Here is a 23,035-nt window from a genome sequence, read left to right as displayed (position 1 = left end):
TATAAACCATTAGTTATCATGTAGATACGACAAAAACCCAAAACTAAGCCATGAGGCGTAAACCACAATCCCCCTATTCCAGATATTATACAGAAACCCCCACCAAGAGCAAAGGCACCCCTTTTTTCCCGGAAAAAATTAACTATACCCTGGTGGCCATCTGTGCCGGCATTTTCATCCTGGGGATAGGTGTGGGTATTGCTTTGAGTTCAGGACAAACTACAAGTAGTCCAAATGTAGCATCGAGAGAAGTAATAGATCGCAGTGCCCCCAACCCAGAAATATGTGTGCAGTTTGGCGCTAGTGCCATTGTTTCGGACCTAAGGGTGTTTATCACTCTTAACCCCTTTAATGTGTACGTATCACAGCCTGTAATGCGGCCAGGTTGCGTGTTAAAGAAAAACAACTGGTCCATTCTAGAACAAAGAAGGCTGATAACAGAAGAACAAGTCCGTCAGTGTAAAAACCGCATGAATACTTTTGGTTTCACAGGTAGTCTAGACGCCAACCCAAAAATAGACTGTATTTATCAAAACGACGCGGCAGGTAATTTATTCCTGAATCCAGAAGGCTCAGTAAATCCCAAACCCACAGAAGAATTTTAAGTAGAGGAAATTATTGGTTAATTTATGGCGAAAAGTCCATCTATAATCTAATAAACTACTGGAAATCCCTTTCAAAACCAAATATGTGTGGAATTGTAGGTTATATTGGCACGGGCAACGCCCTGGAGATTTTAATAGAAGGGTTGGAAAAACTAGAATACAGAGGGTATGATTCAGCAGGAGTAGCCACCGTTGTAGACGGGCAGATAAAAGTAATAAAAGCCAAGGGGAAATTATACAATTTGCGCAGCAAACTGGAGAAGGAAAAAAGTAATTCCACCATAGGGATTGGACATACCCGCTGGGCAACCCACGGCAAACCAGAAGAATACAATGCCCACCCCCATTGTGACGACAAAGGGAAAATAGCAGTAGTCCAAAATGGCATAATCGAAAACTTCCAGCAGTTAAAAGAGGAATTGACAGAAAAAGGACATCAATTCGTCTCCGACACAGATACAGAAGTAATCCCCCACCTCATCGCCGAATATTACTGTCCTGACAACAATGAGCCCTTTTTAGAAGCCGTAATCAAGGCAGTAAATAGACTACACGGAGCCTTTGCCATTGCCATTTTACATGCAGCTCACCCCGATGAGTTGATTGTGGCTCGTCAGAGTGCCCCCCTTATTATCGGTTTTGGACTGGGGGAATTTTTCTGTGCCTCCGACGTAACCGCCTTAGTAAAACACACTAATACTGTATTGTCCTTGGAAAACGGTGAAATTGCCCGTCTCACCCCCCTAGGAGTGGAGATATATGACTTTGCGGGGAAACGACTGCGCAAGAGGGTGCGCCTATTGGATTTCAGTCCCACCACTGTGGAAAAACAGGGTTTCCGCCACTACATGCTCAAAGAAATACACGAGCAGCCCACAGTAGTACGAAATTGTCTAGAAGCATACTTAGACGTCTCTTGGAAGGGGGAGGGCAACCCCATATCCCTCAATCTCAAACCGGAAATGTACGAAAATCTAGAACATATCCAAATAGTGGCCTGTGGGACATCTTGGCATGCGAGTCTAGTGGGGAAATATTTGTTAGAACAAATTGCCGGGATACCGACTTTTGTCCAGTATGCCTCGGAATTCCGCTACTCGCCAACCCCCCTGATGGCCAACACCCTAACCATAGGGGTAACCCAGTCAGGGGAAACGGCAGATACCCTAGCCGCTTTAGAAATGGAAAAACAGAGACGGGCCCACCTAAAACCCCCCTACCACTCTCGTCTTTTGGGCATTACCAACCGCCCGGAAAGTACTATTACCACCATAGTAGACCAGATTATTCACACCTATGCGGGGATAGAGATAGGGGTGGCGGCTACAAAAACCTTTACTGCCCAAGTGATTGCCTTTTACCTGTTGGCACTGGATCTAGCCTGGAGGAGAAAAACCATCACATCAGAGCGTCTGGGGGAGATTATCGAGGGTTTATGGCAATTACCTAGTCAAATTGAGCACATTCTCCACTCCCAAGAGGAGGCAATCCAACAACTCGCACACCAATTCACCGAGACAACAGACTTTATCTTCATTGGCAGGGGGATCAATTTCCCCATAGCCCTAGAGGGGGCATTAAAACTCAAGGAAATCAGTTATATCCATGCAGAGGGGTATCCGGCAGGGGAGATGAAACACGGCCCAATTGCCCTGTTAGATGCCCGGGTGCCCGTAGTCGCCATAGCCATGCCGGGGAGGGTGTATGAAAAAGTGATTTCCAATGCCCAAGAAGCCAGGGCAAGGGATGCCAGACTGATTGGAGTGTTGCCAGAAAACAGAAACGAGGAGATATTCCAGGACAAATTGTTTGTGCCAGAGGTGGAAGAGTTGTTGTCACCTCTGTTGGCAGTAGTGCCCTTACAACTGTTGTCCTACTATATTGCCTCCTTGAAGGGACTAGATGTAGATCAACCCCGCAACTTGGCTAAATCCGTAACAGTAGAGTAGGCGTTGGTCTGTAAACCTACATAATACACTAGTAGCGAATTTCAAAATCCCTAAAGGTTTCTGGGGGATGTATATCTTCTACAGCTACGTTAGTAACGACAGCAGAAGGGGAGCCCACATGACACCAGTCTACCAGTTGCTTTAACTTGGCCTCTTCTGCAGTGGCGACAATTTCCACATCCCCGTTGGGGAGATTACGCACATAACCCCGGACTCCCAACTCTCTTGCCTTCATCTGAGTATACATCCTAAAGTACACCCCTTGTACCTTTCCGGAAACAGTAATCCTAACAGTCTTTGTCATAAGGCGATACTCCTTGAACCAATGCCAACAGATACACAATATCAATTAAAACTGCTAGGGGGGTTTAAGACAAAAAAATATGGCTATGCTATAAAGCCAAAAGACATGAAGAACAAAACACCCCTCCCAGGAAGGCTCTTTGAAACACATTAAGCCGGGGGAATATGAAAAGGCCCTACCAGAACACCTGTCACAGGCATTACCTCCGGACTCTCAATTGAAATATGACCACTACATTAACAACAGTACACTCCGGCAATTGAGCCTATCTCCCACATTGCCCATAGCTTCTCCCACAGGGCAACTGTCTACCACCACTTAGGAAAAGTAAAACAAGACTGTAACAGAGCCATTGCCATAGTTCCCACGACCGCTGAGTTTTACTTCGTGCTGGGCAATAGAAGATTACAGTCAAGCCATCCAGATTAACCCCAACTGGGCTGAGGCTTACTATAACCGAGGTAATACCGCAATATGAAGAAGGTCATAGAAGACTACAAAAAAGCTATTGCCCTCGACGCCAACCCCTATTTGGTTGAAATAGTATGACAAGGCTATTAAACTCCTCAATGAGACCATAACAATCAATCCCAAAAACCTAGAGGGTTGTAGGCGAGGCCCTCGCCCCTAACTAAGCTGAAGTTGTTTACAATAGAGCTTTAGCTTACCACAAGTTGGGGAAATACAAGCAATAAAAGACTACAACAAAGCCCTTTCCCTACATGTTGGCGCCCTGAGCCCGGGCTTATTACAATCGGGGTACTGTGTATTATGACCTGCTGGACTACAAGAAAGCCATGAGAAACTACAACAAGGCCATCAGGATAACTCCCCTCACGTCGACCCAGGGGATATCCATCACGAGTTGGCAGCCTGTGGGCAAGCTATGAAGTATTACAGCAAAGCCACTGAAGTTACCCCCTCACTCCTTGGTGTCCACTACAGCCCGGCCACTGCCTATATTGAGCGGGGAGGAAATGCCTATTCTGGATTACAAGAAGACAACAAAAACAATCTCCCACTGCCCATACCTACTACAATCGCGTCAAGACCTGTTGTAGCCTGGAAGGGGAAAAGCTGTCTAAAGAAACAGAGGCATCTATTCGACGATGCAGTGCCATGGGCCACACCGTGGAGCAGTTGAGCAGTTAGGGAGCTAATGGGAGAACAAACAGTACTTGTGTATAAAAAAACTACAAGAGCCGGCAACTCTTGTAGCTTGTTTGTTTAGACATTTGTATACAATTTAAAATCTAGATTTGGGAGTGCGACGACGACGTCGGAGACTCTTCTTGGGGTGGGCGCTACTGGGAGCCTTGGGAGGGGGGGAATGTACTATAGAGGGGCGGGGAATCCTCTTTCTGCTGCCGTCATTATCTTCGTAAAGTTCTAAGTACAGAGTATCACCAGCTAACTGAGCCGCCGTTTGCAGTATGGTTTTAACTGCTTGTATGTTCCTTCCCCCTCGGCCGTAAATTCTCCCCTTATCCTCATCCTCGATAGCAAGACGAATCCAGACTTTCCTGGTGCTAGGCACTAATTCGCAGTCAAAACATAAAAGTTCTGGGGATTCCAATAGGGGCTCTATTAAAAAGCGGATCAAACCGTCATAATCTGGCCTATTGCCCTCGCCGGGGGGGGAGTTGACATGAGAACCGGAATTAGAATTCACTCCTAAGTTAAGCATTTACTTGTTCAAACACTTTTGCTTTGGCCAAAATACTACGAACAGTATCGGTAGGTTGAGCACCTTGTTTTAGTCTGTTTACGATGGCGGGAACATTTAGTCTGGTTTCCTTGGTTCTAGGGTTGTAGTATCCCAACTCTTCTAACACCTTACCGTCTCGACGAGCCCTGCTATCCATTGCCACAATCCGATAACTGGGTTCTCCCTTTTTCCCAAATCTTTTCAGACGTATTTTCACCATATCCTTTGAGTTTGCTTCCGATTTTACTCTTACTGCTCCGGTTACTATGATACTGAAAATTGAACCAAATTGGCACCCACCCCTGGGGGCGCCATGAGGGACAATTAAAACTAATTAAAACCAGGGCCCACTACTGACTAGTTTTAGGAGGCAAAAAGGCCAAGGGGTTAACGGGCCTTCTCCCTTGGGGATGGATTTCAAAGTGCAAGTGGGGGCCAGTGCTAAACCCAGTACTGCCCATTTTAGCTATTTGCTGTCCCTGGGTCACGTAATCTCCACGACGCACAAGAATCTTACTGTTGTGGGCATAGAGGGTGATTGTCCCATCAAAGTGTCTGATCCTAACCACATTGCCATATCCCCCCGCATTCCAACCGGCTGAGATCACAACCCCGTCGGCAGCCGCTACAATGGGGGTGCCCACAGGCCCCGCAATGTCTATTCCCTTGTGCATTCTTCCCCAACGCCGACCAAAGCCCGACGTCAACACTCCTCGCGCCGGCCAAATAAACCCTGGCATTGGCCTGTTTTCTGACTGCTCTGATGGGCTGGGGGTTACTAATTGCGGTTGAATTGGTATCTCTGTCTCCTCCTGGGAGGGGTCTATTTCTGGCTCGTAGGGCTCAATGTTTATATTGATAGCACTGACCAGCCCTCCCCTTTTCCCCTCTTCTCTGACGGGGCTTGTGGTATTAGAAAAACTCCCAGTAGCACGAGTAGATGGTGGCAGAATCTGCTCTTCTGTTTCCTCCTCTATGAAAACTGGTTCCCCCGTTTCTAAGGGCATGCCCCCGCCGCTGCTGGCATACTGTTGGGTTTTTGTTTCTGGGATAGGCTCCATTACCGGCACTGCCACAAAGCTGGTGTCTGTCCTGCTTTGTGGAGCCTCCACACTGACGGGTATTGCTATTTGTTTTGCCGTCTCCGTGGGGGAGGCATTTACAGTTTCCCGGGACGGGGCTTCTACCGGTATGTTGATACCTGTGCTCTGCGCCACTACATCTGTTTCGGGGGTTACTGGTATATTGATACTTGTACTTTGAGCTACCACATTCTTTTCAGGGGTCACTGCTGTGTCAGTAATTGTATTCTGAGCTGTCACTGCCAGGGAAATGTAAGATGTTTGTGTGGCAACAGTATCATCATTCCCTGTTTCGGTTGTATTAGAGGAGCTTTCTATGGCTGTCTTTTCCCCGCCCATATCCCCCTCACTGCTGACAAAATCTCTATTTTGGGAAGAGGACATGCCTTCATCCCCCATGGACCCGGAAGGGCTATTGACAGAAATGCTGTCTGGATTGGGGGATTCATTCTTGACCAAAAGAGAGACCTGTTCGGCACTTTTAACCAATAGGGTTGGACGGGAAACCTCCTCACTTTCCCCACCAATTGAGTCTAAAACAGTGGCCCTGGCTGAGTCAGGATTTAATATCAATCCCACTCCCAGTACTATCATTGTCTGAGACAATCCCTTTAATAGCTCCTTTGAGTTCATGAACACTACTCCCCTACTATTCATGTCATCTCATCACACGGCAAGTAAATGGCGGAGACTCATTTTCGTTTCCCTGGGGTACTAAGCCAAGGATAAATATAGCAGTTAATGTGCCTTTTTCAACAAATTAGTGATATAAATTTCTTATATCTTTTTCTAGATAGTTTCCCTTTTTTCTTTCTCCCTTTTCTTTCCGCTCTTGCCTGCCACTGGCCCCCTGGCTGTAGAGCTTTTTAGTGTTTTTATGGTATTTCTTTTTACAAAATCCCCCCTCTGATTTATTTGTTCCACTTATTTTTTTCTCCCCCCTTCAACCCTCTTTCCCAACTTTGTCTTTGTTTAATCCCAGATAAAACCTTGGGAAAATATCTAGGTGTTTTCCGAGGGTTAAAAAAAGACGAAGAATAGGGGGAAAAAGTTATTGCCAAACAAAATTCTCCGTATTTTTAGCTAAAATAAAACCCGTGGAATTCAATTGGGGATTGTTTTCCAAGAAAAAATAGAGATTAAAGTAAAAAACTAGACGTATAAGTTTTTTTAATTGTTTGTGTCGTTTAAACCTAAGGAAGGGAGGAGCGCCTATGTCTTACTGTTTTGACATTGTGGGAATAAGTCCAATACTAGACTTCTTCTACTACCAACAACAAGTGGAACAAAATCCCCATCGCAGCAGGGCTTACCTGGGAAGCTATGAGTGTACTCTGGACAGTTTCATACAATCTACAGAAATGATAATCCAAAAACCGGACTGGGACTGGGATGAGGTAATAGAAAGCATAGTCCAATTCTGGCTACAGCGACAAGAAGAAGTAGAACATTGGCGTCGGGCCTTTAGTCAGTGTAAGGAGGGCAATCTGCTTGTGGGACGAATTGCCAATATGGACTTTCTCAGAAAAGAACTCGTTTCCCTATTGTGACTATTATATTGCTGCAATTGCCCCCCGGGGAGGCAAAACAGAAACAGTAAAGGACTGCCATTGCTTCCCCCAGGACAACCATTAAAGTTCCATGACAAACCCCCTAAAATCAGGGGAGAATTTGCCCAAAATCTAAAAGGTTTGTTAATCTAGTGGTCAAGGACAATTCCTATTTCCACTGGTAGAGAGAGTTTATGCCCCCCAACACAATAGAAGGCTATCGTCATTTGATGCGATTTTCTGTGAAATTCATTACAATATCTGAAGATTTTCCTGCTCAGACTTGTTAAAAACCTTCAGGGGGGTTGTCTGTCCAGACGACTCCTTCTGGGGAAAAGTAAAGTAAAGATAACAAGGACAAGGGCTTATGGGAAAAGGGAAGAAACAGCCAACCTGTTTGCCCCTCTTTCCACTAGATTGTTTTCCCATACTGCTGGGCCCTAGGGGGTTTCTCTTGTCCATCTTTACTTAACCTTCCATAACAAAAGTCTGAAGATATCTTTACCGTAACAGACAAGTCTATAATATATCTCCTCTGCCGAGCAATACACTTGATGGTGACAGGGAATACGCTGCCGGGTCAACTACTACTTCTTCGTCATATGTGCGGGTGGAGTTTCAACTCTCCCCCCTTTACCCTCCGGCTACCCTTGAGCCTAACTAGACTCGAGGAGTGGTCAAAAATATACCAGACTGTGGTATTTGATGAAGAAGCACAAAAAATACACAGTCGGCTGAGTACCCCAGGACGTTTGAAATGCTAATGATTTTATGGACCACAATGAGTGGCTCCCCAGGGGTGGGGGATACGCTTAGGGTTTCCCTGTCTGTTAGTTTTTCCCCCTGTCGGCAACAGACGGGAAACTGTAAAAGAAGGTTGCACCCTTTTTGAGGGTTTATCTTTCTGGTCATCTTGTCTATCTGCTAAACTCTTGACAATTTGAGGAAAACGCCATGACGCAGGTTCAACAAATGTTCGCTACCGTCTCTCCCGATGATTTGGACGATATGTTTGATTCTTCCTTCGCCGACTACCAAGATAACGACCAGTTGCCGGAGGATTTAACCGAAGGACTGCCCCCAGACTCCCTAGAGGCGGCAGAAATTGCTAAAAAGCCCCGAAAGGCTCCAGCAGGCAGACAAAGGGGTCAGTCCAGAAAAAGGCCCGTTACAGAGGATTCTATCCGCGTATATCTACAGGAAATCGGTCGTATTCGACTTCTGCGGGCAGAAGAGGAAATCGAATTGGCCCGACAGATTTCAGACTTGCTGGAGATGGAGTATATACGTAATAAACTTAAGGAACATTTGGGACGTAAACCCACGGATGAAGAGTGGGCTCAAGCCTGTAACATGCCCTCCCTGCGTCAGTTCTATCGTCGCCTCCATCTGGGACGACGGGCAAAAGATAAGATGGTACAATCGAATTTGCGTCTGGTGGTGTCCATTGCTAAAAAATACATGAATCGGGGTTTGTCGTTCCAGGACTTGATTCAAGAAGGTTCATTGGGCCTGATTCGGGCAGCAGAGAAATTTGACCACGAAAAGGGTTATAAATTCTCCACTTACGCTACATGGTGGATTCGTCAGGCAATCACTCGGGCCATAGCAGATCAATCCCGCACCATTCGTCTCCCCGTACACCTGTATGAAACTATATCTCGCATCAAGAAAACTACAAAGATGCTCTCCCAGAAAATGGGGCGTAAACCCACTGAGGAGGAGATTGCCGAAGACATGGAGATGACCATCGAGAAACTCCGATTTATTGCCAAGTCTGCCCAACTCCCCATTTCCCTGGAAACACCCATAGGCAAGGAAGAAGACTCCCGTCTGGGCGATTTCATTGAAGCGGATGGCGAAAACCCCGAAGATGAAGTGGCTAAAAACCTGTTGAGGGAGGACTTGGAAAACGTCCTGGACTCTCTCAGTCCCCGAGAACGGGATGTACTACGCCTGCGTTATGGCTTGGATGACGGTCGCATGAAAACTCTTGAAGAAATAGGACAAATCTTTAACGTCACCCGGGAAAGAATCAGACAGATAGAGGCTAAAGCCCTCAGAAAACTCCGCCACCCCAATCGCAATAGCATTCTCAAAGAGTATATACGGTAATCAAATACACTGCAAAATGCTTACTAGTCGCCAAAACCCCGTTGTAAAGGGGGTAAAGAAGCTACACCACAGCAAAAACAGACATAAAGAAAATTTATACCTGCTGGAGGGGACTAATCCAGTATCTGTGGCAGTGGCCCTTAAGTACCCCCTGAAGGTGGTTTTGGCCACTATACCCTGGCAAGAAAAACACCCCCATTTGTGGTCACAATTACAATCCCTAGCAGAAAAGGCGGAAACGGTGTCCGAAGAGATAATGGCCTGGTTGGCAACCACCGTCAATCCCGATGGCGTAGTAGCCGCCGCCCCCCGTTTCCCTGACCACCATCCCCCCCCTAGCCTTCAATTGGGACTGGTTTTAGAGCGGATTCAAGATCCCGGTAATATGGGTACTATCATCCGCACCAGTGTGGCCATGGGGGTGGACTTCCTCTGGTTGAGCAGGGATTGTGTTGATTTGGATCATCCTAAAGTGATAAGAGCCTCTGCCGGGGAATGGTTTAAAATTAAATGGTCCGTGGTGGACAATCTTTTGGAGCTCATTTCCCAATATCGTCTTCAAGGCTATCAAATTGTGGCCACGGAACCTAGGGGGAGTATATCCCTTTGGCAAATGGATTTCTATCCCCCCACCCTGGTATTAGTAGGCAATGAGTCTCAGGGATTATCTCCCACCCTCAAGGCAATGGCCACCCACAAGGTGAAAATTCCCCTCCTCAATCAGGTGGAATCCTTAAACGTGGCCGTTGCTACTTCCTTAGTACTGGCAGAATACCAGAGACAAAGACAATTACAGAAAACACAGGATAATACTCATGGAACACCACACCATAGACTGGAATCAAGCGGGGGTAACCCCTAACGATTACTGTGTTTTTGGCTTGGCCACCTGCTTTTTGAAACAAGATGATCAGTTGCAGGAGGTGAAAATTATTGAGCCAATCCCCTCCGCCTTCCTGGAAACCCTTTTTAAGGGTATCCCCACCTCTTACCAGTTGGCAGTGGCCACCACAGTAGGGGAGGTGATTAGGGAAAACGGCTACCAGAAACCTTCCTCTTTCCCCCCAGACAGTCAATTTGGCCAAGACTTCCTGCAACGCACCCTTGCCGCCACTCGCACCTATAAGGCTAACCCCGATGCCAAAAAGTTAATTCCCCTGGGAGAAACGAAAACTGATTTTAACTACTCTCTGGAAAGGAAAAGGGTCCTCAATAGTATTAACATTGTTTCCGACAAAGACAATATCAAACAACACCCCTATACCCACAAAAGATTATAACTAGTCCCGTAGAATAAGTACTCCAAAAGTCCCCGGGGGGGTGTTTTTTTTGTCACGGGGGACAGATATGGGTAATAATAAACTAGCGAAAAATTGTCGACTACTCTGGAAAGAAAAAACCATGCTCAAGTTGTACGGAGGTAGTAGAAGTAGGGCATCTATAGTCCAGTGGTATTTGGAGGAAATTGGAGTAGAATATCAATTTGTACTCTTAGACATGGCCAACGGTGAACATCTTAAACCAGACTACCTAAAAATCAATCCCATGGGGAAAGTGCCCGCCATTGTGGATGGGGATTTTATATTGTGGGAATCAGGGGCAATTTTACTATATTTGGCGGAAAAGTACGGAAAAGAAGTTAACGGTTTAGAACAAAGAAGTATCCTAAACCAGTGGATTTTATTTGCTAATTCTACTCTCGCCACGGGACTTTTTTTAGAGGCTAATCGCGAAAGAGAAATCCCTAGATTGCTCCCTCCCTTGGAAAAAATATTTGCCGAAAAACCATTTTTGTTAGGAGATAAACTCACCGTTGCAGACATTGCTGTGGGTTCGATGTTGGCCTATTCCCGGATTCTGGCTAAAATGGACTTTTCATCCTACCCTGCCGTCGAAGAATATGTTAACCGTCTGTCCCAAAGGCCTGCTTTTCAAAAAACTATAGGCAATCGTTGATAGTAAGAAAATTCTAAAATGACTACTCCGCGTGGCAGACTGTGGAAACAAAAGAATATTGCCCCTGTCATTGGAACAAAAAGCAACAGCTGACGGCAAGGGGGCGAACAAAAGTAGAGAGAAAAAAAGGGAGTAATCCTATGAAAAAACTATGTGCTTTTGTTTTTAGTTTAACAACCTTCCTGTTGGTGGCTGCCCCAGCCTATGCGGGGAGATTGCTATCCTGGCGTTTTGACGCGAATCAGAATCGCCTTATTTTCGTAACGGAAGAAAGTGTTAAACCGGTAGCCCAATTAATCCCTAATCCTACACGTCTAGTAATTGACCTACCCGGTACAATCCTAGGAAGGCCTAAAATTGAACAAAGTCTGGGCAGCGTAATTACAACCCTCAGGATAGGTCAATTTGATCCCAATACTACCAGACTGGTGATCGAACTGGCACCCGGTTATATTCTAGACCCACGTCAGATCAAAATCAGAGGAATATCACCCACCCAGTGGCTAGTAGAATTACCCCAGCCACAACCAGGAGAATTCCCTATTCCCTCCCCCTCCCCCAATCCCCAGCCCCCAAATCCCACTCCCCAACCGCCAACTGGTAACCCCTACTTTCCAAACCCCAATCCCTCTTCCTCACCATCTAGTTCCAGTATCCCTGGTAGCAGCCGCAGTGCCTCCCCGGCAAGCCGCAACAACACCAGTCCCATTCGGGTTACTAGCAGTGGGTTGTTGATAGCCTTAGGGGGAAGTCAGCGTAATAGGATCACAGTACAAAGAAGTGACCGGCGGCGGCTCTATTTTGAGGTTGAGGGTTTAAAGGTGGCTCCCAATTTACTGCAATCCTGGCCTGTCAACAAATACGGAGTGGGGGAGTTGGAAATCAGTGAGAAAAACAATACCACCGTTATAACTCTTCATATCCACCCAGATAGTCCCGACTGGCAAGCTAGTTTCACCACCAGGGGGGAATTGTTAATCTGGCCACAGGGAGGCATGACACAAGTAATGGATCTACCTGTCGCCCCCTTTTCCCCTTCTAGTCAGTCCCCCTCCACAGGGAGAGGGACTTTAATAGAGTCTATTGAGGTTACCAATAACCAATTGTCTATAAGGGCAAATCTTCCTATCAGAGCACGTGGTAGTTGGATAAATGAAAACCGCATCTATGAAATCCGTCTAGAAAATGCCTCGCTGGCACCCAATTTTCAAGAGCCTATCCTGATGGCGGGAAGTCCCATCTCTCGGCTCAGAATTTTGCAACCAAAAAGCAATTCTCTAATAATACAAGTAGAGCCGGCTCAGGGGGTGAGGATTGGAGAGATTAACCAACTGAGTGAGGAGTTTATATCTCTACCCCTTACCGTCATTAGTCCTTTTAATCCCTTGATTCCACCCGCAAACGCCCTAAATAACCCCTACTTTTCCCCCATCACAACCCTCCCCTCTTCTGTTAACCCATACGACTATACGCCAAGTGATAGTTCCAGTCCCAGTAATAACAATCGTCCTTTGAATCCTAACAACCCTCCACGCAGTCAGCCAAACAACCGTAATCCAAGTCGGGGAAGAATACTAGTGGTAATCGATCCAGGACATGGTGGTAAGGACGTGGGGGCGGTGGGGGTTGGGGGTATTTTCGAGAAGGACATAGTCCTCAGTATCTCCCTACAGGTGGCCCGTTTGTTAGAACAGCAGGGAGTACAAGTGCGCCTTACCAGGGGTGGGGACTATTTTATCAGTCTTCAGGAACGCTCGGAAATGGCCAACCGCCTCAATGCCGACATTTTCGTGAGTATTCATGCCAATTCCGCCGGCGCCAACAAACCCAATGTTAACGGCTACGAGACCTACTATTATACCCCCCAAAGTCGTGCCCTAGCAGAGAGTATTCATCGTAACATTATCAGGAGGGTGAATGTGGTGGACAGGGGGGTACGCACTGCTAGGTTTTATGTAATACGCACTGCCCGGATGCCCTCGGTGTTGTTGGAAACGGGCTTTGTGACTGGGATGGAAGATGCCGCTAAACTGACCAACCCCACCTTTCAACGACAAATGGCAGAGGCTATCGCCGCCGGAATCATCGAGTACATCAAGACACGACAATAATTATCAAGAATTGACTTGGCCGGGCGGTATCTTTACCATCCTAAGTAGTTTTGCTTAAATTAAAATATTCTTCATCCCAATAGTCAACAACTATATGAAACAGTCTTGGAGAAACCGAATTGGTGTCTTTGACAGTGGTGTGGGAGGTTTAACGGTTCTCAGAAAACTATATCGCTATTTGCCCAAAGAATCCATACTATATTTTGCAGACACTCTCCGTCTCCCCTATGGCAAGAGGAGTAGAGAAGAAATCATCCTCTTCGTAAGACAAATCCTAGACTGGATGAAGTCGGAAGGGGTGAAAATGGTCATCATGGCCTGTAATACCAGTTCCGCTTTGGCTTTGGAGGTAGTACAGTCAGAGTATGATTTCCCTATATTAGGACTGATCCACCCGGCAGCAAGAGGCGCAGTGAAAAAAGGGAAGAGGATTGGGATAATTGCCACGGTGGCTACTGTCAAAAGTAATGCCTACCTCAACGCCATCAAGGAGATTAATCCGCGGATACCAGTGTGGCAGGTGGGATGCCCCGAATTTGTACCTCTCATTGAAGAGAATCGCATTTATGACCCCTACACTAAAAGGGTAGCCAGGGAATACCTACAACCCCTCATAGAAAACAGAATTGATACTCTGGTGTACGGTTGCACTCACTACCCTCACTTGAAGGGCATTTTAACAGAGATTATTCCTTTTCCAGTGCATTTTGTAGACCCTGCAGAATACGTTTGTATTGCGGCTGCCAGAGAGTTGGAATTGCTTAATCTGAAAAATCACTCTCACCCCCTGCCAACCCGTTTTTGTGTCAGTGGGGATAGTCAGGAATTTGCTGCCAAGTGCAAAAGGTGGTTGGGTTTTACCCCCCAGGTGGAAACTGTTACTCTTCCTGTGGTTACCAGAATTAGTAGTAGTACAGTAAAAAATGATAAGACAGTTTTCCAGTCTCTGCCCAGTGAGATTTTAACATTTTAGGTTGGGTTTAGCCCAACAAGAAGAGGGAGGACTGATTCTCCTTGTCTCTTTTCACTCCAATCCTCCCTGTACTACAATAGCCCCCACCGAGTGCCGGTTGTCAGTCGTAGAAGACAGTCTATATAATCCCTTTTCTTCCGGATGATTTTTACCCGTCTACAGGGGATTTTATAGTTGGGTAAAGGGGGGACACTGACGGAGCCACCACTGTTTTGTATCTTATGCTACCGTTTCAAAGGCCACTCCTTCATTGACAAAGCCTAAATTACTGGCAAGAATGCTTTGTTTTTCCCCCTCATGCACTAACATATAGGCCCCGGGCCGGGTTTGGATACGGTAGATTTTATCCGCAATCCCACTGTCAGCACCATACACATAAAAGGCTATCCCTTCTTCCACAAAAACGTCTCTGTGGTTGCGCAAAATGGATTGACGTTCCTCTTCTCCTACATATATATAACCACCCCTCAGATTCCGGTTGCGGAAACGATATATGGGCTCCATGTTGGCGCCAGGACGTTTAGAGGCCTTGAAGGCTTCCCCTTCAAAGACAAAACCAAAGGGGTTGTTGTTCATAATGGCTTGTTTTTCCGCCTCGTCCACATACAGGTAGGTGCCATTGCCAGTGCGGAAACGGTATATGGGGTCAGTTAACTTGTCATAGTAGGGCTTGACAGAGTCGGGGGAGACACCAAAGAGGGTTTCGTACATTATCTTGTATATATCAGTATTATCCAGGGTAGAGGGCAACTTGTCAGCATTCAAACCATATGTTTTGGCCACAAGGCCGCCCGGGAAGTCAGGGGTGCCAGCCCAAACTATTCCAAAATTGCCCATTGGCCCATCTAAACTGTCTTTGGCCTTAAAGGGAATCCAAGGGGTGACCTGACTACCATTCTGGCCGTCTAAAAATACCCTGTTTCTGTTCTCAGTTGTTCTGTTAACGTTGATAAATGGTACAGCACTTTCTTGGTCTGCTAGTTCTGGCCTTGTGGTGGCATTCCCAGAGGGGCGCTCATAGGGTACAAATTGGAACACCTGCAACCCACCAGCATCACTGTCGGCGGCGGTAATGACTAGGGTGTTGGGGTCTTTATTTTTAACATATTTCATGGCTACCCCAATAGCCGCATCGGCACGACGCATGGCCTCAATGGTGCCCACCGCATTATTTACGTTGCCAAAATTGTCTGTGCCTTCTTCTTCCACCACCGCAAAAAAGCCATCAGGATCCCTGCTAAGTATTTTCAGGGCCGCGTCCAGCATTTCGGCCACGGTGGGTGCTGTTGGCACATACAGGGGAGTGGGGTTGCTTGTACCTAGGCGCAGTTGTTCTTCCGTTCTGTCATTGAAGGTGTGGGTGGCAGCAAATACACCTAATAGTTTTTCCGGGGGATTGGGGCTGTTTACTACCTGCAACATTTGCTCCTTGGTGTAAACCACAGTGTACCCCAAGGACTTGGCTAATTCAATGAGGTTGATTCTGGGACGACGTTCAGGGCGGGTTTCTGAGGCATCTATTTCTGGGGTGACATGGAACCCCGTAGTGCCTCTTGGCAACATGTACAACTCGCCTCCGCCCATGATTACATTTGTGCCAGAACGAATTACCTGCTCAATGATTTCCGCATATTTCTCCCTGGCCCGCAGCTCATTGCCATCCCTGTTAGTGGTTTTAGCGGCAAAGGCGGCAGTACCGGGCTCGGCCAAGTGTCCAGACTGGATTAGGGCAGTGGCCTTACCGGCACGGATGGCTTCCTCTAAAATAGTCCTCCCCACCTTACCGGAAGCCGGCATTATAGGCCTGTTGTTTTCATCGAGGCCAAAGGATTCTGCAAAGACTTTTACCCCTGTAGCATGAGTAACCGCACCCGCATTGGACGTGCCCGTCAGCTGGTCAGCCATATGTCCCAGATAGACGCCGGCATGTGTCATCATGTCCCAATTCAGTCTTCCATCAGGACCGTAGTCTATGTTTCTGAGGGCCATATAATGGGAAGGACTAGTGCCATCCGGGTGTATGAATATGACGTTGCCTGTACTTCTGGTGGGAGGAGGCGCCGGCACAGGATCTGGATTGCGAGATCTTAGTTCCCTGTTAAAGAGGGTTTCATACATCAGCTCGTATATCTTTGTGTTATCTAGGGTGGAGGGGAGTTTATCGGCGTTCAACCCCTCGGCCCTGGCGACGATGCTGCCAGAGAAGTCGGGAAGTCCCGCCCAGGCAATGCCAAAATTATAACGATTCCCCTGGGCATCGGGTGCTGAAACGAAGGGTCTAGTGTTGACCCCATTTTGACCATCCAGGGGTATATTCCGGGCCTCTGTAGTGGGGTTGTTGTTGATGTTGCCCACATTTTGTCCAGCCGGCAAGGGATCTCTTACCTGTAAACCGCCAGCATCACTGTCGGCCGCCGTGAGGACTAGGGTGTTGGGGTGTCTTTGAAGGAAGTTGAGGGCTACCCCAATGGCATCATCTGCCCGACGCAGGGCCTCTAACGTCCCCGCCGCATTATTGGCATTGCCGAAGTTGTCTGTGCCCTCTTCTTCTACCACGAACAGCGAGCCATTGTTGAAGTTGGGGTGTTTTTTGGCCAACTCCAGGGTTATTTCCAGCATCTCGGCTATGGTGGGGGCGGTGGGCACGTACAGAGGCAGATTTCTTTGGGCTAATACCTCTTCCGGCTGATCATTGAAAGTGTGAACTGGTGCAAATACACCCAAAACCTTGGTAGGGGGGGTAGGAAGGGTCAACAAGGACCTGAGTTGGTCTTCCGTATATACGACCGTATACCCCCTGTTTATTGCCAATTGAATAAGGTTTTCCCGGGGGCGGTCAAGGGGACTAGTGCTGATGGCATCCAACTGTTCAGTTGTGGCGTAGGCTCTTGCCCCCTCAGGTACGGGGGAGCCTACGGGTAAGAGATTCAACAGTCCCCCCGCCATTATGAAGTCCACTCCGGAGAGGATTACCTGTCTTGCGATTTCTGCATTTTGTCGTCGGGGGACAATTCTTCTCCCATCCACTTCTATTTCTCTCGTTTTTGCCACAAAGGCCGCCGTGCCGGGTTCAAATATTGCCCCCGACTGTAACAGGGCAGTAACTTTTCTTTCCCTTACAGCGTCCTCCATTATGGTGGTGGTGGTGCCTGCCAAGGAGATTACTGGAGAACCATCCTTTTCGTAGCCAAAGGATTCCGCATACACCTTGGCACCGGTGGCATGGGTTACCGCGCCGGCGTTGGAAGTGCCTCCCAACTGATCCTCCATGTGGCCCAGGTAGACACCGGCATAGTCCAGGGTGTCCCAATTCACTCTGCCATCGGGCCCTTTGTCCACAAATCTCAAAAATCCGAAGTGAGAAGGACTAGTGCCGTCTGGGTGGATGAAAATAACGTGATTACCACTCATAACTCTTTCATGCAGTCAAATTCTCACTCTGACTCTATACACTGATCTTGCACCACACAATACCCGGAGAAATTTAAGATTAGGTTATTTTTGGATTAAATTTTGGCTAAAAAAGGGGGCATGGCCCTTTTACCTAAGACAAGCCCCATTAAACCCTTATTTTTTCATCTTTCCTATTGTTATTTGGTTAATTGGTCAGTTAAAACAGAGCCTCAAAAACAACCCCCTCATTGACAAAGCCAAAATTGCCGGCGAGGATGCTTTGTTTTTCCGCCTCGTTGACCAAAATATAGGCCCCGGGTATAGTTTGAAAACGGTAGATGTCTTGTCCTTTTTGGGACGAGCCATCATACACGTAGAAGGCCAATCCCTCCTCCACGAATAAGTTTCTGTGTCTTTGCCGGATTTGTTCAACTTCTTCCCCCCCGGCGTAAAGATATGCACCAGGGCGGAGGAGACTACGGAAGCGGTAAATGGGCTGTAGGTTTTCGCCCCCCCGTTTCGAAGCCTTGAAGGCCACACCCTCTTCTACAAAACCATAGTTGCCCTGGAGAATACTTTGTCTCTCCGCCTCATCCACATAAATATAAGTGCCATTGCCGGTGCGAAAACGATAAATTAGTGTGTCAAATAGGAAGCGATCTCTGTCTATGCCGGCCAGAACCGTATCCTGACGGAAACTAAGATTCTGGATACGGGTGTCTTGGGATATAGGGGTGTCAGGTTGATTGAAAGGTCGGCTGGAATTGGGGTAAAACTCTGCCAGGTATTCTGCTAAGGCATCTTGTTCACCACCTTTCAGCAAACCAGGGGCTTTGTCGGGGATAGAAGGAGGGTTAAGGTTTTCTAGGGGGGTGACATTTTGGAAATAGAACCTGGGGTAGCCGTCACCGCCATTGGCCAGAAAGTCCAGAATTACCATCTTGTAAGTTCGCTCGGGGGGCACCACCAATCTTCCATCCACCACTATTGCTTCCTTGCTGCCATCATCACGGATAAGCACCAAATTGCGGATTCTCTCGCCAGGGGTTTCTACTGCTATGGCATTACCGTTGGCATCGCGGCGGAAACGGATTGGGGTTTTAGTGGGATCGTAACTAAAGCTGAAGCCACCTATTTGGCCAAATTGCCCCGGGGTAGCAGTGGCAGTCCAAGCCGCCACCATGTGTTCAGCCAAGTCTTTAATTCCCTGGGCGGAGATGTCCGCCACCACCAGTTTGTTGTTAAAGCGAAGGGAGTTGATTATGTCCAGTTCAGAAATATCTCCTGTTCTCTTGCCAGTAGCGGGGTTGGCCGGAGGTGGCAATTGAACCAACTGGTTAGTACCACCATCGATGTAAGACAGTCCTATGGCATCACGGATCCCCCCCCCGTTTTTCACAGAAATGTCTACTGTCACGCCAAACCTTCTGGCATACCAGAGATTAGCATCAGCAGTGAGGTTGCCCAGATTCGTTTCCTCCCGACGCACACTCTCCCTTAAACCATTTAAAAATACTGCTGTATTTCCGTATACTTTAGCGTCGAGAGAATTGATAAAATTACCCACATTGTCCACGATTTGAACCAGTTGGGGGTCTGCTTTTGCCTTGACCTGTTCAAAAGTGGTAATATTTTCCGGATACAACCGATTTACACCAGCAAGATCTGTGGGGTATGGCCCACTTTCATCCCTCACATTGACCACATTGCCCCGGGCGTCAAAGTCCACCACCAGTTGTCCCACGTAGCGGTAGTTGGCACCGGTGTTGACCAAATAAATATCCTTGCCATCGGCATCCTTCAACTTTTGAGGATAGGGCTGTAGTAACTGGGGGGGCGTTGTGTTTCATCTTGGCGCAGTGCGTCATCGGGGTTGGCCATGACCCGGTGTGAGCCCCCGCCGATAACAATATCTACATTTCGCAGTTTTCTTGCTAAAGCCTGTTCCACCTCAAACTGCTGGAGGTGGGTCATGAGGATGATTTTATTTATTCCCTGGGATACCAACTGATCCACAAAGGGCTGGACACTATTAGCAATCAACCGGGCATTTTCTTCCACATCGCGACTATTGGGGTTAGTAAGCATGGTAATGCCCCCAATGTTGGTAATTTGTGGGAGATAGGGCACCACCGCTCCCACTACCCCTATTCTTTCACCACCGATTTCCAATACCACACTCTGGGTTAAACTGGCCTGTTTAGGAGCTCCTCCCGCCGGTACCACCAGCTCTTTCAGTCTCGAGCTGTCTGTGGAATAGTCCAAATTGGTGGCCAAGTAAGGAAAGGCCGCCCCCGGGTATCCCCTGTTGGCATCTATGCCCACACCCCGGATATTTCTGTTGGGGGCTAGCAACGTGTAGAAGGCAGACGTTCCAGCATCAAACTCATGGTTGCCCAATACCGCCACATCCCAACCTAGACGGTTATGGACGAGGACGTCGGCAATACCCGGTTGTCCATATAAGTCCCGACTAGCATTGAAAAATGGCCCCGGTATGAACAAATCCCCACTGGCCAGTTTTATGGTATTGGGGTATCTGGAAGCCAGGGCATTTAACACTGCGGAGAAGCCAATAATGTCCTGAAGGGCTGGTATTCCCGCTTCATGGTCAGATGCATGCAGTATTTGAAGTGTATAGTTAGGTAATTCAACTTCCCAAATACTGGTGGTACCACTTATTTCATTAGAGACTACAAGGAGAGGAGTACCAGTGGGACTGTCCTGGGCGCTGATGAAGGCCAATCCCTCTGGGCCTAAATCCCCCACTGCGGGGTTGGAACGGCCATCGGGAAGTCTTACTGGCAGTATGTTGCCCTGAGCATCCACAAAATTGCGATTGTTGACGTATTGAACAAAAGTGGGGTGGTGAGGGTCAGTGATATCATAAACCATGACGCCCCCAATTCTTTCTAGTCCTATGAAGGCATAGGTTCTGTCCCTGATGGTGCCAAGGACAACCCCCTCCGGTTCAGGCCCCTTGTTGTCGGAACGGGTATCAAAGGAGTTATTATCGTCATTGTTGGCGTTAAAGGCAATGGAGGGCAATTGACCCTGGGCTATGAGGCGGGCTATAATCTCCTCGAACTGACTACCGCTATCAAATACCAAATTGCCATTGCTATCCCAGATCGAGAAAGAACGAGTGCCGAAGAGGTAAAGCTTATCAAAATCGCCATCCCTGTCGGTGTCTCCTAGGGTTGTAGTAACAGTCAAACGGCCCAGTTGGTCATTCCGTTGTAACTGACTGGCATTGGGGAAGGCGTTACCGTCCAGTCTTAAACTGGCCACCCTAACTTCTTCTCCAAATCCAGGCCACTCTCTGGCATCCCCCTCATTGGCCGTCACCAGATATATCTTACCGTCACCAGCCCGATATGTGGCTATGGCATCCGGCTGGAACATTCCCAAAACCGGCCAGTTGGCAATGTTAATTCTGTTATCCCTGTCACTCACATCCAGGGCGGTGGGTTGTACTTGAATAATACCCAACAAAACGGGCTCGGGATTGGGATCTGGAGTAAATGTTCCATCGCCTTTGAGAGTTATGTTAGCAACGCCAAAGTCATTATCGTTGATTACAGCAATCTTGCCATCTCCCAGATAGGCCAACCCTTCCACCTTCTCCACAGCATTGTAGCCCACGGCGGCCAAGTCTACATAGAGGGTTTTTTTGACTAGATTAATCCCCCGGGCAGCCAACTCGCTGGGAGTCATCTCATCAACGGTTTTGAATACCCCCCCGCCCACATCAATGGGTTGTGTAAAGGGGGTAATGTCTGTGGCGCCGGCTAGGCTGAAGCGATATACCTTCTTCTCTATGTTACTTAAGGGGTCACTGTCAATGGCATCATCGTCTCTTTCCACCACTAGAAACTCGCCATTGCCTATATAAACGGCATCGCCAATCTTGTCTGCCCTGGTATTGCCGGGAGTGCCCAAATTGGGGTTATCCAACCTGTAGAGATACTGGGCAGTGGTAGTCTTAGTAGTCAGGTCGAATTCAACAATGCGGATGTTATTAAGATTGTTTAAGTTGGTGTTACTTAGGGTGACAGGATTGCGGATAGGACTTTGGACAAAGGCGTAGAGTTTATTTCTGTCACTGTCTATAGCCACAGCCTCAAAACCCCGATTCTGGCGACGTTGAGCCAAAACTGCTGGCAGTGCCTCAATCCCATACTCGCTACTTCCTGGGGGATTTGTCCCCACTGGCACAAAACGCTCTATCAGGGTTCCATTGGCGTCGAAATGGTAAATAGCAGGGCGATACTCGTCCACCATCCAAAAAGTGCCATCCCTCGCCACCGCAATCCCCTCTAAGTCTGCCCCAAGGGGATCAAGGGGGTAAATGGGATTATTTCTCAAGTCTACTGGGATTTCATCATTGTAGGGGGTGTTGGTGTTGCCCCCGGGAATATAAATATTAGGCAAGCCAGTCAGGGGTGTGCCATCTGGTCGTTTTAGTGAGATTCTCTGTGTGATAGTAATCTCGCCGCTGTTGGGATTCAACTGGAAACGTACTATTTCGGGGGCGAAACTGGGCAGTAGGAAAGGACGTAGACTGCCCTGGGCCTCGGCGTTGGGTCCCCTGTCAGTGTGTGTTATAAACTTCAATGTGCCATCCTTGCCACGCCCCTCAAACCATAAACCAGAAAACCCTCCTAGTAGAATCTGTTGTCCTCCTATGGTGGTGCCAAGGGGGGGCAAATTTTGAAACCGATATGTAGTAAGTTTAGTTCTGGTGGTGCTGTGGTCAACAAATCCGAGGGGTATTATGTCTCTTACCGTTGCCCTATCAATGTCTACTACGGCAATAGCATTATTTTCTTGTAGAGTTACATAGGCCGTCTTGGAATCGGGGGAAACAGCAATGTATTCTGGTTCTAAGTCCTGAGAAACAGTGGCATTAGGTCCAAATATACGCACTCCCCTGGCAATTAGTTCATCTTTCCGACTGTCAAAGGCATTAAAATTAACCGTAGTAACAGTGGCATTGACAACCCCATTGCTGATGTCTATGATGCTAATAGACCCCTCTGGGTCAACAGAGTCTGGCTGATTGTAGCTGTTTGGTTCCCCCTCATTGGCAGTCAATACCTTTTTCCCGTCGGGGGTAAACGTCACCATGTCCGGTTGTGCCCCCACCGTCACCACCTTTAGTGGTGTTACGTTGCCACTACTGAAGTCACTATTGGTCTGGAAAAAGGCCACACTCCCAGGATTTGTTTTGACACTAGCTTCTAGGGCCACTGCTAGTATGCCATTGTTGACCGCAACACTGTTGGC

General features: G+C 47.7%; 20 protein-coding genes. 13 read left to right on the top strand and 7 right to left on the bottom strand.

The genetic code is table 11. The features are described from left to right. Window positions 1-50 precede the first annotated feature (50 nt). Together IGQ44_08345 and glmS are read left to right on the top strand one after the other, a co-directional pair. Complete coding sequence (locus IGQ44_08345) at window positions 51-605, top strand: DUF3172 domain-containing protein (GenBank protein HIK37985.1); 555 nt, start codon at window positions 51-53, stop codon at window positions 603-605. A gap of 83 nt (window positions 606-688) precedes the next feature. Further along, complete coding sequence (gene glmS / locus IGQ44_08340) at window positions 689-2,554, top strand: glutamine--fructose-6-phosphate transaminase (isomerizing) (GenBank protein ID HIK37984.1); 1,866 nt, start codon at window positions 689-691, stop codon at window positions 2,552-2,554. A gap of 28 nt (window positions 2,555-2,582) precedes the next feature. Here the strand turns inward: glmS and IGQ44_08335 are convergent, their stop codons facing one another. Further along, entirely contained in the window at window positions 2,583-2,858 is a 276-nt protein-coding gene (locus IGQ44_08335; GenBank protein ID HIK37983.1) for an acylphosphatase, read from the bottom strand. A gap of 139 nt (window positions 2,859-2,997) precedes the next feature. Between IGQ44_08335 and IGQ44_08330 the strand changes: the two genes are divergently transcribed. From IGQ44_08330 to IGQ44_08315, 4 genes are all read left to right on the top strand, one after another. Further along, window positions 2,998-3,180 (top strand): hypothetical protein, encoded by a 183-nt coding sequence (locus IGQ44_08330; GenBank protein ID HIK37982.1) that lies wholly within the window; start codon window positions 2,998-3,000, stop codon window positions 3,178-3,180. Between the two features lie 51 nt (window positions 3,181-3,231). Beyond that, on the top strand, window positions 3,232-3,336 hold the full coding sequence (locus IGQ44_08325; GenBank protein ID HIK37981.1) for a tetratricopeptide repeat protein: 105 nt from the start codon (window positions 3,232-3,234) through the stop codon (window positions 3,334-3,336). A 286-nt stretch (window positions 3,337-3,622) separates the two neighbouring features. Beyond that, on the top strand, window positions 3,623-3,748 hold the full coding sequence (locus IGQ44_08320) for a hypothetical protein (protein ID HIK37980.1): 126 nt from the start codon (window positions 3,623-3,625) through the stop codon (window positions 3,746-3,748). Next, entirely contained in the window at window positions 3,745-4,002 is a 258-nt protein-coding gene (locus IGQ44_08315; GenBank protein ID HIK37979.1) for a hypothetical protein, read from the top strand. The genes IGQ44_08320 and IGQ44_08315 overlap by 4 nt, the downstream gene beginning before the upstream one ends. Before the next feature lie 102 nt (window positions 4,003-4,104). Here IGQ44_08315 and IGQ44_08310 read toward each other — a convergent pair whose 3' ends face one another. From IGQ44_08310 to IGQ44_08300, 3 genes are all read right to left on the bottom strand, one after another. Further along, window positions 4,105-4,545, bottom strand: a complete 441-nt coding sequence (locus tag IGQ44_08310; protein ID HIK37978.1) for a KH domain-containing protein — start codon at window positions 4,543-4,545, stop codon at window positions 4,105-4,107. Then, a complete protein-coding gene (gene rpsP / locus IGQ44_08305; protein ID HIK37977.1) occupies window positions 4,538-4,786 on the bottom strand; it encodes a 30S ribosomal protein S16 in 249 nt (82 codons plus the stop codon). The genes IGQ44_08310 and rpsP overlap by 8 nt, the downstream gene beginning before the upstream one ends. Before the next feature lie 130 nt (window positions 4,787-4,916). Next, window positions 4,917-6,305, bottom strand: coding sequence for a peptidoglycan DD-metalloendopeptidase family protein (locus IGQ44_08300; protein HIK37976.1), 1,389 nt, complete (start codon window positions 6,303-6,305; stop codon window positions 4,917-4,919). A gap of 557 nt (window positions 6,306-6,862) precedes the next feature. On the opposite strand from IGQ44_08300, the gene IGQ44_08295 reads away from it, so the two are divergent. The 7 genes from IGQ44_08295 to IGQ44_08265 all read left to right on the top strand — a co-directional run bounded on the left by IGQ44_08295 (window position 6,863) and on the right by IGQ44_08265 (window position 14,353). Beyond that, a complete protein-coding gene (locus tag IGQ44_08295; protein ID HIK37975.1) occupies window positions 6,863-7,198 on the top strand; it encodes a hypothetical protein in 336 nt (111 codons plus the stop codon). A gap of 954 nt (window positions 7,199-8,152) precedes the next feature. Next, on the top strand, window positions 8,153-9,313 hold the full coding sequence (gene rpoD / locus IGQ44_08290; protein ID HIK37974.1) for an RNA polymerase sigma factor RpoD: 1,161 nt from the start codon (window positions 8,153-8,155) through the stop codon (window positions 9,311-9,313). A gap of 16 nt (window positions 9,314-9,329) precedes the next feature. Continuing rightward, window positions 9,330-10,175, top strand: coding sequence for an RNA methyltransferase (locus IGQ44_08285; protein ID HIK37973.1), 846 nt, complete (start codon window positions 9,330-9,332; stop codon window positions 10,173-10,175). Then, window positions 10,129-10,593: a hypothetical protein gene (locus tag IGQ44_08280; protein HIK37972.1), complete on the top strand. Its 465-nt coding sequence runs from the start codon at window positions 10,129-10,131 to the stop codon at window positions 10,591-10,593. The genes IGQ44_08285 and IGQ44_08280 overlap by 47 nt, the downstream gene beginning before the upstream one ends. Window positions 10,594-10,714: 121 nt before the next feature. Beyond that, window positions 10,715-11,269: a glutathione S-transferase family protein gene (locus IGQ44_08275; protein ID HIK37971.1), complete on the top strand. Its 555-nt coding sequence runs from the start codon at window positions 10,715-10,717 to the stop codon at window positions 11,267-11,269. A gap of 140 nt (window positions 11,270-11,409) precedes the next feature. Then, window positions 11,410-13,380 carry an N-acetylmuramoyl-L-alanine amidase gene (locus IGQ44_08270; protein HIK37970.1) on the top strand — a complete coding sequence of 657 codons (1,971 nt, stop codon included), beginning with the start codon at window positions 11,410-11,412 and terminating at the stop codon, window positions 13,378-13,380. A gap of 94 nt (window positions 13,381-13,474) precedes the next feature. After that, a complete protein-coding gene (locus tag IGQ44_08265) occupies window positions 13,475-14,353 on the top strand; it encodes a glutamate racemase (protein HIK37969.1) in 879 nt (292 codons plus the stop codon). Window positions 14,354-14,572: 219 nt separating this feature from the next. Here IGQ44_08265 and IGQ44_08260 read toward each other — a convergent pair whose 3' ends face one another. From IGQ44_08260 to IGQ44_08250, 3 genes are all read right to left on the bottom strand, one after another. Next, window positions 14,573-17,764 (bottom strand): alkaline phosphatase, encoded by a 3,192-nt coding sequence (locus IGQ44_08260; protein HIK37968.1) that lies wholly within the window; start codon window positions 17,762-17,764, stop codon window positions 14,573-14,575. Between the two features lie 199 nt (window positions 17,765-17,963). Further along, window positions 17,964-19,550 (bottom strand): bifunctional metallophosphatase/5'-nucleotidase, encoded by a 1,587-nt coding sequence (locus IGQ44_08255; protein ID HIK37967.1) that lies wholly within the window; start codon window positions 19,548-19,550, stop codon window positions 17,964-17,966. Then, on the bottom strand, window positions 19,547-21,400 hold the full coding sequence (locus IGQ44_08250) for a choice-of-anchor I family protein (GenBank protein HIK37966.1): 1,854 nt from the start codon (window positions 21,398-21,400) through the stop codon (window positions 19,547-19,549). The genes IGQ44_08255 and IGQ44_08250 overlap by 4 nt, the downstream gene beginning before the upstream one ends. Window positions 21,401-23,035 lie beyond the last annotated feature (1,635 nt).

This window comes from Geminocystis sp. M7585_C2015_104, assembly GCA_015295805.1.
Lineage (GTDB): Bacteria > Cyanobacteriota > Cyanobacteriia > Cyanobacteriales > Cyanobacteriaceae > DVEF01.
The sequence above is the reverse complement of the archived record's forward strand: the minus strand, read 5'-3'. Positions and strand labels throughout refer to the sequence as shown.